Annotated in this window: 11 protein-coding genes; 9 read left to right on the plus strand and 2 right to left on the minus strand. The window is 37.6% G+C overall.

What is annotated here, in order from left to right:
- Nucleotides 1-92: 92 nt before the first annotated feature.
- Together AB1K91_RS07105 and AB1K91_RS07110 are read right to left on the minus strand one after the other, a co-directional pair.
- A complete protein-coding gene (locus tag AB1K91_RS07105; protein ID WP_413089082.1) occupies nt 93-296 on the minus strand; it encodes a DUF4305 domain-containing protein in 204 nt (67 codons plus the stop codon).
- Between the two features lie 6 nt (nt 297-302).
- Nucleotides 303-1,031, minus strand: coding sequence for a CPBP family intramembrane glutamic endopeptidase (locus AB1K91_RS07110; protein ID WP_413089083.1), 729 nt, complete (start codon nt 1,029-1,031; stop codon nt 303-305).
- A 266-nt stretch (nt 1,032-1,297) separates the two neighbouring features.
- On the opposite strand from AB1K91_RS07110, the gene groES reads away from it, so the two are divergent.
- From groES to AB1K91_RS07155, 9 genes are all read left to right on the plus strand, one after another.
- Nucleotides 1,298-1,582: a co-chaperone GroES gene (gene groES, locus AB1K91_RS07115; RefSeq protein ID WP_413089084.1), complete on the plus strand. Its 285-nt coding sequence runs from the start codon at nt 1,298-1,300 to the stop codon at nt 1,580-1,582.
- 51 nt (nt 1,583-1,633) lie between these two features.
- Nucleotides 1,634-3,265, plus strand: coding sequence for a chaperonin GroEL (gene groL, locus AB1K91_RS07120; protein WP_413089085.1), 1,632 nt, complete (start codon nt 1,634-1,636; stop codon nt 3,263-3,265).
- A gap of 673 nt (nt 3,266-3,938) precedes the next feature.
- Nucleotides 3,939-5,723, plus strand: a complete 1,785-nt coding sequence (locus AB1K91_RS07125; RefSeq protein ID WP_413089086.1) for an ATP-dependent nuclease — start codon at nt 3,939-3,941, stop codon at nt 5,721-5,723.
- A 578-nt stretch (nt 5,724-6,301) separates the two neighbouring features.
- Entirely contained in the window at nt 6,302-6,931 is a 630-nt protein-coding gene (locus AB1K91_RS07130) for an Ntn hydrolase family protein (RefSeq protein WP_413089087.1), read from the plus strand.
- Nucleotides 6,932-7,228: 297 nt separating this feature from the next.
- Complete coding sequence (locus tag AB1K91_RS07135; protein WP_413089088.1) at nt 7,229-7,513, plus strand: hypothetical protein; 285 nt, start codon at nt 7,229-7,231, stop codon at nt 7,511-7,513.
- Entirely contained in the window at nt 7,473-7,862 is a 390-nt protein-coding gene (locus AB1K91_RS07140; RefSeq protein ID WP_413089089.1) for a hypothetical protein, read from the plus strand. Before AB1K91_RS07135 ends, AB1K91_RS07140 begins: the two co-directional genes overlap by 41 nt.
- A 1,160-nt stretch (nt 7,863-9,022) precedes the next feature.
- Entirely contained in the window at nt 9,023-10,000 is a 978-nt protein-coding gene (locus tag AB1K91_RS07145) for a Gfo/Idh/MocA family protein (RefSeq protein ID WP_413089090.1), read from the plus strand.
- Nucleotides 10,001-10,184: 184 nt separating this feature from the next.
- Entirely contained in the window at nt 10,185-11,381 is a 1,197-nt protein-coding gene (locus tag AB1K91_RS07150; RefSeq protein ID WP_413089091.1) for a class I SAM-dependent rRNA methyltransferase, read from the plus strand.
- Nucleotides 11,382-11,393: 12 nt separating this feature from the next.
- Complete coding sequence (locus AB1K91_RS07155; RefSeq protein WP_413089092.1) at nt 11,394-11,582, plus strand: hypothetical protein; 189 nt, start codon at nt 11,394-11,396, stop codon at nt 11,580-11,582.
- The last annotated feature ends 52 nt before the right edge of the window (nt 11,583-11,634 follow it).

Here is an 11,634-nt window from a genome sequence, read left to right on the forward strand (position 1 = left end):
TGAGTCCGGTACAATACCGGCTCCACACCAGCCAACAGGCTATCTAATATTGACTCTAACTTTTAGGGTGCACATCAAAGCGGCTGGTTTTCTCATTTTTGATTCATTTTCTTAATCTTGAAATGAAGTTTGATATAGCGAATAGCTGTATAAAGATCAAACGTGGCGAAGATGGCACAGAAGATACTTAAAAATGTCCAATCTCCTGCATTTCTTACATCTGTTATAGCCCAGAATACGAACATGAATCCGATGAACAGATAAAAAATCGCAATGGGCAATGGCGAGCGTATCATGAATAGTTATCCTCCAAAGATGATCATTTGCATGTTTTCTAATTGTTTCTGCATTTTTTCAATTTCTTCAAGTCTTTCCGGTGTGAAGTAAAGCTGCATGATGACGACCAGCAGATTCATTAAACCGTGCGTGATGATCGGGACGATGATCCGTTTCGTCTTCACATAAAGCGCAGCGAAAATGACACCCATGACAAAGTACTGCAAAAGATGGAGGAAATCTCCATGCACTGCACCAAATACAAGTGCCGATATGAGTACTGCTATGAAGAAGTTCGTCCGCTTATAGATTTCTCCGAAAAGGATTTTACGGAAGATGATTTCTTCCAATATTGGAGCAAATACAACTACAATCAATGCAAATGCAGGAACTGTCCGAACCGCATCCATAATCGTAGAAGTATTTTCGGACCCTTGTCTGATATTCAATACATAGATTTCGATCAATCCGGCAATCACTTGCCCGAAGTATGCTGCAAAGAATCCGATGATGATCCAGACAACCGTCATGCCAGGACTAGCGGCATTGCGCACAGCAGGTGTGCGCATATCTTGACGTAGCAGGAAGAACGTAATGATGACAGCGAGCAGGAAGGTGATCAAGCTCCATCCGTAGGAAATAATGGCCAGATCCCATCCTTGCTCCCTCATCCAAGGTACAAATGGAAGCAGCACCAATGACGAGATCTGCATCACAATGTATGTCAATATGACGAACCAATAGCGTGCTGGCAATGTAACGACTCCTTCCGCCTTACTTATGTAGTTGGCATCTTAGGTATTTTAACATAAGAACAGGATGAGTATGTAGCGCTGTGCATTGTAATTACCCTGTTAAATCACCTAAGGCTTGGCAGGAGAAATGGAGAATTCGTCGAACAACTATCTGAGTGTCTTGCTTGCAATCCGTTTTCGTTTTGATTATTATAATAACTGTGTTAGCACTCAACTAACTCGAGTGCTAAAAATAAATTATCGATTATATAAGGAGGGTTTCTCACATGTTGAAGCCACTAGGCGATCGTGTCGTAATTGAACTTGTAGAGCAGGAGGAGAAAACAGCAAGCGGAATCGTGCTTCCTGAATCTGCCAAGGAAAAACCGCAAGAAGGTAAAGTTGTTGCCGTCGGTAGCGGTCGTGTAACCGATAATGGACAAAGAGTTGCACCAGAAGTAGAAGAAGGCAACCTTATCATCTTCTCCAAATACTCTGGTACAGAATTGAAATACGAAGGAAAAGACTACTTAATTCTTCGCGAAAGCGACATCCTTGCAGTATTAGGATAATCCGAAGAACAGATTCATATACCATAGAATATATTATAGGAGGTTTTATTAATGGCTAAAGACATTAAGTTCTCTGAAGACGCTCGCCGCGCGATGCTTCGCGGTGTGGACACACTTGCAGATGCAGTGAAAGTAACACTCGGACCAAAAGGACGCAACGTCGTATTGGATAAGAAATTCGGTTCTCCACTGATCACAAATGACGGTGTGACAATCGCCAAAGAAATCGAATTGGAAGATGCATTCGAAAACATGGGTGCGCAGCTTGTATCCGAAGTTGCTTCCAAAACAAACGAAATCGCTGGTGACGGTACAACTACAGCGACTGTCCTTGCACAAGCAATGATCCGTGAAGGTTTGAAAAACGTCGCTTCTGGTGCGAACCCAGTAGGCGTGCGCCGCGGTATCGAAAAAGCGGTTGAAGTAGCTGTTTCCCAGCTTAAAGAAATCTCCAAACCAATCGAAGGCAAAGAGTCCATCGCACAAGTTGCGGCAATCTCTGCAGCTGACGAAGAAGTTGGTAAACTGATCGCAGAAGCAATGGAGCGCGTTGGTAACGACGGCGTTATCACAATCGAAGAATCCCGCGGCTTCAACACTGAGCTTGAAGTTGTGGAAGGTATGCAATTCGATCGCGGCTATGCTTCTCCATACATGGTTTCCGACCAAGATAAAATGGAAGCAGTCCTTGACGATCCATACATCCTAATCACAGATAAGAAAATCGCAAGCATCCAGGAAGTACTTCCTGTACTTGAACAAGTTGTACAGCAAGGCAAGCCTCTATTGATGATCGCAGAAGACGTAGAAGGCGAAGCACTTGCAACACTTGTTGTGAACAAACTGCGCGGTACATTCAACGCTGTTGCTGTTAAAGCACCAGGCTTCGGTGACCGTCGTAAAGCAATGCTAGAAGATATCGCGACACTAACTGGTGGTGAAGTGATCACAGAAGACCTTGGTCTTGATCTGAAGAACACACAAATCACACAGCTTGGCCGCGCTTCTAAAGTTGTTGTTACAAAAGAAAACACAACTATCGTTGAAGGTAACGGCAACCCAGAAAACATTTCTTCCCGCGTCGCACAAATCCGTGCACAAGTAGAAGAAACTACTTCAGAATTCGACAAAGAAAAACTACAAGAGCGCCTAGCGAAACTTTCTGGCGGTGTTGCAGTAATCAAAGTCGGTGCTGCTACTGAAACAGAATTGAAAGAACGCAAACTACGCATCGAAGACGCCCTTAACTCTACTCGCGCAGCAGTAGAAGAAGGTATCGTAGCCGGTGGTGGTACAGCGCTAGTCAACATCTACAACAATGTTGCAGGTCTTGAACTAACTGGCGACGAAGAAACAGGTGCGAAAATCGTCCTTCGTGCAATCGAAGAACCAGTTCGCCAAATCGCACACAACGCAGGCCTTGAAGGCTCCGTCATCATCGAACGTCTGAAAAAAGAAGACGTTGGCATCGGCTTCAACGCAGCAACAGGTGAATGGGTAAACATGCTTGAAACAGGTATCGTCGACCCAACAAAAGTAACACGCTCCGCACTTCAAAATGCAGCATCCGTAGCAGCTATGTTCCTAACTACTGAAGCAGTAGTAGCTGACAAGCCAGAAGAAAACGCTGGCGCCGGCATGCCTGATATGGGCGGCATGGGTGGAATGGGTGGCATGATGTAAGTTGCCCCCGAAACCCTTGATATACAAGGATTTTGAATAAGGGACAAGAGAGATGCTAACATCTCTCTCCAGAAGAGGCTTCTCATTAATTGAGCAAATTTATGAGAAGCCTCTTTTTTCATTTCTTTGGTAACATGAAGATTATTCAAGACAGAGTAGATGCATTACCGAAATATCTCATCCCTCTTGGATAGATAACCGAATGGCCATCAATGGACACTTTTTATTTCCAGGAGGCATACATACGGTTTCGCCTTTCTGATTAAGTTTTGGCAGTTCATCCAACTGTTAGGTTATCTCAACCATTTGTTTGGTAAAAGTCAAGAGGTATTTTATATTTTTTTGTTTCGGTAGAAATGAAGTCGAAGGAATAGTAGCGTGACTTTAGAATGTTGTTTCTAGTTTCACTTATGTCGGCACTAGTAACTACAGCGTTTTGACAGAGGTAGCGGCTCTCACCCTTAGGGATTTAAATTTATAGTTAATACAACCCTTGAAAAAAGTGCAATATTTAAGTGCGGTATGTTATAAGAATGGCAACCATCATCATTACAAAAATAGTATAGAAGCAATTTAAAACTAATCTTATAGAAGCAAAAATCACCTTATTTTGTAATTTTACTAGGGCTATCGCTTATCTGATGGTAAAATATTGAAGTGAGGGGGGGAGAATATGAAATTAACAAAGCTGACTATTAGAAATTTCAAAGGAATAAAGGAGCTAAGCATAGATATAGAAAATATATCTATAATAATTGGTCCTAATAACTGCAGCAAAAGTACTGTATTAGAAGCATTGTGTAAATTTGGATCTAGCACTACTTCTTTGGATAAGAGTTTTTATCATAGACATCAAACTGATAATCCAATTAGTTTCCATGCTACTTTTTCAGAATTAACTGATGAAGAAATAAATTTACATGGTATTAGAGCGTCACTTCATGAGCCTACTAATAAATTTATTGTTAGAGCAGTATATCGTTTTGGAGATAAGGTCGAGCGTGCTTCTAAACTCTCTGGGAATGAAGAGCATGACCTTGAAAGTGAAGGATGGGATGGGAAAATGGGCGGAGGAAAAAATGGAACCCATTTTCTAAGTGCTTTTCCTGAAGTAATTTACATTCCGGCGGTTAAGAATGCCAATGATGATATAAAAGATTCATCTCCTTATATGAAAACCTTATATGCTTTGTATAAAGATGTAGTTAGAGAACTGGACGAATATAAAGAAGCAAAAGAAAAAACAAAGCTATTACAAGATAAAATTAATTCACATGATAATGAGAGAATCAAATTCTTTGAGGAAGAAGTGCAAGGCTTCTTAAATGACGTAACGTCAACTAAAATTAGGTTTAATGTGGATGTTAACCCGCTTGATGAAATTGTGAGTACTTCCTTAAAGCCGAATTTTGACTATAATGGGTTAGAAACTATGCTGTCTCACCAAGGTAATGGAGTACAACGTACATTTATGCTCTCTATATTAAAAGGATTTAAGATGTACATGAAAAAATACCAGGGAGAGGATAAAGGGGTAAATCGCCCGTTAATAATAGCTATAGAAGAACCCGAGTTATACCTACATCCACATCTAGCGAGAGTTTTTAGGGAAACACTATATAGCTTAGCAGATGAAGGTTTCTTTCAGGTTTTGGCAACGTCGCATTCTCCAAATTTTATTGATTTAGCTAAGCCGCATAGGACATTAGCTAAGCTGTCGTTGAATAAGGAAAAAAATGTTTTAGTTAGTCAGGTGAATTCGGACATATATGGATTACCGAGTCATGAAAAAGATAAATTCCAGGCATTATTAAGATTTAATCCGTTTGTAAATGAGATTTTTTTTGCAAGTAATGTAATTTTAGTTGAGGGTGATACTGAGGTAGTTGCATTAAAAATAATTGGGGAAAAGCTAGTCAGTAGTGGAGAATTGGATAGTGAGATTTACAATAAAACATCCGTTGTAAACTGTGCGGGCAAAGGCACAATGTATGTGGTATTAAATGTTCTCAACAACTTTGGGGTTAAATATACCTGTATACACGATTTCGATATAACTGAAAGAAATAAAAAAGGAGAAATAAAGAAAGTAGCAACGCTTAAACAGGTATTAACTTTAAATCATAAAATTGAAAGGCTATGTGATATAAAAAGTAACAAAAAGTATGTTTTCCAATATACATTTGAGGAAGAAATGCCTCCAGAATATGAAAAGGGTAGTTCCAAATCATTTGCTGCTTATGAATATCTACAAGGGAAAGAGCTTCATGAAATACCCCTAAGACTTTTAAATATTGTAAAATCTTCTTATGGTATTCAACTTCAAGAGGAAATTGATCACAGTAACTCAACAATATTAGAGTACTATGATTGGGATAACTTGAACCAAGCAAAATCCGAATGGGTTCCGCCAGAAGACTCAGAGTTTGTTATTGATGTTTGGGAAAAACTTGAATAAAAGGGTCGTACTGCATCTCTATCCTAAAACAGGAGATCCTTAAAGGCAATAATCTCGAGCAGTACCTTTTCAAGGAATATAAAAGAGATATTCAAGGGGTTTTTAGGAGATAATTCGACTTAAGTAAGATGATTTTGGGAGTATGTAGATGTTATTAGCAAGGAAAACTGCAATTGTATTTGTATCAGCTTTCGAGTAAGGAAGAAGTTGATGTAAATCGATTACGCAGTTTTCTTTTTTAAAAATAGAAAATTATCTGTGAATATCGGAATCGAGTCAGATTAAGAATAAATGGGCACGGTTAATAAAAAAAATTAATTATTTTTATTGACTTAGACAATAAAATTGAGTTGAAAGGACGAATAGGGGGAGATATATATTGAGGTTTTTAATCGAGGCTTCTCATAAGTACACTGAACTTTTGGGAGGCTTTTTTCATTTATTGAGTTACATGAAGGTGCGCATTCTTTGTAATTTGACCATCTGCATGACTAAGCCTGTCCATAATTTGTTCAAGCGACACACAGAAGCTGAATCCCGAAAAGATAAATCCTACTTGTATTAGTGAGGTAATAATAATGACAATGGTAATTGCATTTTCTTGGAAAGATAAGATCGTAGTAATGGCGGATAGTCGTATATCAAAAAAAAAGAACGACGAGGTAACAGAGTTCATCGATGACCGAATAAAAATATATCCCGTGGATGATAGGTTCGTTATTAGTAACACAGGAGCTTCAAAAATATGGTTAGAAAACAAAGGTACATATTTAGATGTAAATGATGTTATTAACTATTATATTAAAATAAATGTTCAGACATTTAACAAACTGTCTGGTGAGTCAATTTTGAAAGGCTTAGTGCAATGTTGGAATAATACATTAGAACATGAGGGACTTTTACCTAATGAATATGATGTAAAGTTTCTGGTATGTATTTGGGAGTTTTCTTTGTATCCAAGGATATATTGTTATGATTCATATGAAAATAGAATTATTGAGGGCAGCCAAGTTGCTGGTGATGAGGAAGCTATGTATATTATTCATCCGTTTGTTAAGACAGATCTGGATGATATGACATTTCAGGAAGTAATACAACATTTTGAAGTTGGTTACACTTTAGTGATGAAAAGTGTGGAAACTGTGGGGGGGAAGGTAAAGGTTTACGAACTGAACCAAACTCCATCCGAATCTAAGTGGGTCAAATAGGAATCGTTTTTTATCAACTTAAGTAGATAATGTTTTGATCAAAGGGGTTTGTGAAGTATTTAACTTAAATAACAGTTAGTTCATTAAAATTGCTACATAAGACTAAAAAGTGATGAATTTTCTTGAAATCACTAGACGGAGAGAGGTTTCTATTATTTAAGTTTCTTCTTCAAAAATATTAATTCAACCATCAACATAATGATCAACCATTTTGAAGATTATAGATTAACTTCACGGAACCTTGAAATAAAAAGAAATGAAAGTAAAGAATCTATTATATATAAAAGAGGTATAAACATGGCATACCAAAGTGGTTATAATTTACACAGTTATTTTAGAACATTGAAAATCATGTATAGGGACAGTCAAGAAATTATAGCTCTTTTAGAAAATTATGAAGATATCTTAAAGGCTCAAGCAATAGATTTTATGGAAATAAAAAATACAATGCCTGCAGAGGGGCAGATGTATGAACGTCTTATTCAATTCCATAATGGAGCTTCTATTTCTCTCATATGGAGCCTTGAAAAGGCAAAAGAAATTGTTAAAAGAGACAAAAAAATCAAATCCAATACGCATTGATAAGTTGAATGTGGATTTTGGGCAGTTGAATCATAGTTTTCTTCCGGAAGCTATTAAAAATAAAAATCCTGTTATTGCAGTAAAATATGAACCTTTTCAAAAAGGGAAACAAACTTTTATTATTGATGGCTCTCATAGGGCCGCGGCAACTTATTTTAGTGAGAAAAGCAAGGGTAAAAAATTTCCTTCTATTCGCTGCTATATGCTAAGTCCAAAACAAAGTATGGATTGCATGTGTCATGATGTATTCAGAACTTTTTATAAAATTCACGATAACTTGACCAAAATTTCCGGGAATTATTTCAATAGTGAAACGAATGATTTGTCAAAGCTTTATATTATAGAGTAAAAGGAAACATTACTCACTCTATAAAATGAAGATACTTTCCAGAAATAAAGAGGAGCTTTTTGTTTGCTGAATGTGTAGTACAGAAGCGTTAAAAACCTTTGTATCTGGACCAAGAGGCATTTTTTTATTCTTTTAACTGAGCGAATTAAGTAGAAAAAAGTCAAGAGACGTTGGATAAAACAATCTATTAAAAATCCAGACAGCAGAAGAGGGTTTCTTGTATTTGCGGAATCGGTACAAGTGTGATGATGAAATAAACAGATACATAAGAAGGGATACTCTTCCTTCTTAGCCAGATAGATTAAATATAATATACTGAACAATTCTAAAAAAGAGTTTCTAAGATTTAAAAGTTTTAGACACTCTTTTTTAATTTCTTATTTACTAGAACTTATGAAACTAGGAGGATATTTATGAACGGTATTTATCAATAAACATCACATATATCTTAGCCTAATTTGTCTTTAACGGCTTTTATAAGGTGAGTTGGCAGTGAAGGAATTTATTTTTTCGTGAAGATATATATTGAGCATTGAGTGAAGTGGTAGATGTTCGTCGTTTATATGAAAAATTACGCTTTAACACCCATCGCCAATACGTGGAATAAATGATTATGTGGTAGATGAAAAGGGAGAGTTCCTTTAACCGTATTGGAAAACGGAATGAAATATGCGGTAGATTTAAATGGTGGTGCAATGACAGGAATATTCTTAGATCCTGCCCTCAAACTTTTGCTACACAAGGATTTGAAAACCTATAGATGATTTTGACTGTATTTTTCAAAAAATCCAATTAAATCTAAGAAGTCTTTCGATAGTCAACATACTTCTGGAGGGGATTTTCTCAATCTTCAACAATTTCATCTTATGATCTATAGTAGAATTATTATTGATTTGAAATAATTGAAAGTAGCTTTCCAATTCCCAGATTTGCTCTGGCCCATTTTATCGATAAAGCATTTACTGAAACTAGTAGAAGCTATAAGGTTTTAGAAGAATATCAGTTGTCAGAAGATTTTATAGTACAAGATCACAATCCGGAATTTAACTATCTCAAGGCTGTTTTCAACAAAGTGATATGTTAGCACACCCCGCTGCAGAAACGTAAACATCATCTTTCTTTTTTTACAGTTACTATCAACATACAAGGGAGAGAAAAACATGACACTCAAAATTGGAATGATTGGGACAGGTTGGTTTAGCCGGAAGCATGCGGATATTCTATCAAAGATGGATGGGGTTCAGATTCAGGCTATTTTCGGAACAAGCAACGAGAAAGCAGCAGATATGGCGTCTGATTATGAGGGTGCAAATGGGTATGATCAGTATGTGGAAATGCTGGATGCAGAGGAGCTTGATGCGGTTTATATCGTCGCGCCGCCAATGGTTCGGGGAGAGATTGAATTGGAGCTTATTGAGCGCGGTATTCCTTTCCTCATCGAAAAGCCACTGGGGACAGAGGACAAGATTCCAGCCAAGGTGTTAGAGCGTATGAATGAAAGTTTTCTGATTACGTCTGTTGGGTATCATTTTCGATACAGTGATTCGGTTCAATATCTAAAGGAAAACGTAAATGATCAAACGCTTGGTATGGTATTAGGTAAATGGATGGGCGAGATGCCCATGGTCAGCTGGTGGAGAGATCAAGAGAAGTCTGGCGGTCAATTTATCGAACAAACAACGCATATTGTAGATTTACTAAGATACATTTGCGGTGAGGTTGAAGAAGTATACGCGATGTATGGTAATCAAGTACAGCATAATAAGCATGATAATGTTACGGTGCCTGACATTGGAACGGTAAGTTTACGGCTGCAAAATGGCGTGATAGCTAACCTGTCGAATACGTGTATCCTTCCCGGTGGTATGGGAGATGTTGGGCTCAAGTTTTACACAGATAAAGGAATGCTAGATTGGCAGGGCGATAAACTAGAAATAGACAAAGAAGGCATAAAGACGGTATTTAAGGATACGGACAATCCATATGTTCGGGAGAATGAGGCATTTATTCATGCCGTTCGTACTGGCGACACCTCCCAAATCCGCTCTGATTATAGTGATGCATATCTAACTCATGAGGTGACGTATGCTGCTTTGGAGTCTGCGAGAAGTGGTGTACCTGTTAAGCTTAAGAAATAAAGGTAATAAAAGAAGGAGCGCTGATTTGAATCAGGGCTCCTTTCTTAAGTGTGCCCGCCATGGGCGTAGTCTATAGAGTGAGAGTGAAGGCAAAAGTAACAGTGAGTGGTTCCGCTTCTCCTTTCGCTTATTCTATAAAATAATGGCATAATAAAAAGAAATCATAAAAATTAAGGATGACTAAATGAGACAGTTAGTAGAAGTAAAAGTAAAACCAAAGTCGGTTAAAGATATAAAGAATGGCTATCCGCTGCTCACAAAAGAAGCGATCGAAACTTCAGGAGTGGTGATGGATGAGGGGAGCATATTACGCTTAACTGACTCCAACCGCAAGTACATTGCAACAGCCTATTATGGTCTACAAAATAAAGGGATAGGTTGGATTTTAACTCGTAAGGAACATGAGAAAATCGATACAAAGTTTTTTGTTAAGAAAATTAGTGAAGCTGTTGCAAAGCGGCAGAGTTTATATGAAGCGGAAGATACAACTGCTTTCCGTGTGTTTAATGGGGAAGGAGACGGTATCGGCGGATTGATCATTGATTTCTATGATGGTTTTTGTATGGTAAGTTGGTATAGTGAAGGGATTTATTCTTTCCGTGAAGATATATATCAAGCATTGAGTGAAGTGGTAGAAGTTCGTGGTTTATATGAAAAATTACGCTTTAACACCAATGGCCAATACGTGGAACAAGATGATTATGTGTCAGGTGAAAAGGGAGAATTTCCTTTGATCGTTTTGGAAAACGGGATGAAATATGCAGTAGATTTAAATGATGGCGCAATGACAGGGATATTCCTAGATCAACGTAACGTACGTAAAGCATTACGTGACCATTATTCAGAAGGAAAAACGGTTTTAAACACATTCTCTTATACAGGTGCGTTCTCTGTAGCGGCGGCTCTTGGTGGTGCGATAAAGACAACTAGTGTGGATGTAGCAAAACGAAGCCTGCCTAAGACTATTGAGCAATTTGCGGTTAACGAAATTGATTATGAAGCGCAGGATATTAAGGTGATGGATGTCTTTGATTACTTTCGATATGCAGACCGTCATGAATTGAAGTTTGATGTTGTCGTATTAGATCCGCCAAGCTTTGCGCGGACAAAGAAAATAACATTCAGCACGGCTAAGGATTATCCGAAGCTGCTAAAAGATACCTTGAAAATTACAAATCAAGGTGGAATTATCATTGCGTCCACAAATAACGCAAGCTTCAATATGAAAAAGTTCAAATCATTTATCGATAAAGCATTTACGGAATCTAATACACGCTATAAGATTTTAGAAGAACACCAACTGCCAGAAGATTTTACTGTACCAGACAAATATCCTGAATTTAACTATCTAAAGGTTGTCTTTATAAAGGTAATGAATTAAGGATGTGTTCAAATGAAATACAATAAAACAACGATGACGAAATTAATTAATCAACAGAGTGAGTTACATGAGGAGTTAAAGAGGCTGAAAGCTGAAATGGGTTTAGAGAAAAATTTAGCAATTAAAGCACTTTACCATTCATTCGTAGCTAATAGCGGTAAATATATGGAGGAATATAAGGAATTAGAACGTCCGAGATAATAGGAAAGAAAGCTATACACAATAAAAGTCAGTGAGTTAGTATTGGAATTAA

The organism is Terribacillus jepli, assembly GCF_047228925.1.
In the GTDB taxonomy this organism is placed as follows: Bacteria; Bacillota; Bacilli; order Bacillales; family Amphibacillaceae; genus Terribacillus.

What these genes read in the sequence shown, in the direction of transcription:
- AB1K91_RS07105 (WP_413089082.1), bottom strand. Translation starts at nt 296, where the DNA reads ATGATACGCTCGCCATTGCCCATTGCGATTTTTTATCTGTTCATCGGA.
- groES (WP_413089084.1), top strand. Translation starts at nt 1,298, where the DNA reads ATGTTGAAGCCACTAGGCGATCGTGTCGTAATTGAACTTGTAGAGCAG.
- groL (WP_413089085.1), top strand. Translation starts at nt 1,634, where the DNA reads ATGGCTAAAGACATTAAGTTCTCTGAAGACGCTCGCCGCGCGATGCTT.
- AB1K91_RS07125 (WP_413089086.1), top strand. Translation starts at nt 3,939, where the DNA reads ATGAAATTAACAAAGCTGACTATTAGAAATTTCAAAGGAATAAAGGAG.
- AB1K91_RS07130 (WP_413089087.1), top strand. Translation starts at nt 6,302, where the DNA reads ATGACAATGGTAATTGCATTTTCTTGGAAAGATAAGATCGTAGTAATG.
- AB1K91_RS07135 (WP_413089088.1), top strand. Translation starts at nt 7,229, where the DNA reads ATGGCATACCAAAGTGGTTATAATTTACACAGTTATTTTAGAACATTG.
- AB1K91_RS07145 (WP_413089090.1), top strand. Translation starts at nt 9,023, where the DNA reads ATGACACTCAAAATTGGAATGATTGGGACAGGTTGGTTTAGCCGGAAG.
- AB1K91_RS07150 (WP_413089091.1), top strand. Translation starts at nt 10,185, where the DNA reads ATGAGACAGTTAGTAGAAGTAAAAGTAAAACCAAAGTCGGTTAAAGAT.
- AB1K91_RS07155 (WP_413089092.1), top strand. Translation starts at nt 11,394, where the DNA reads ATGAAATACAATAAAACAACGATGACGAAATTAATTAATCAACAGAGT.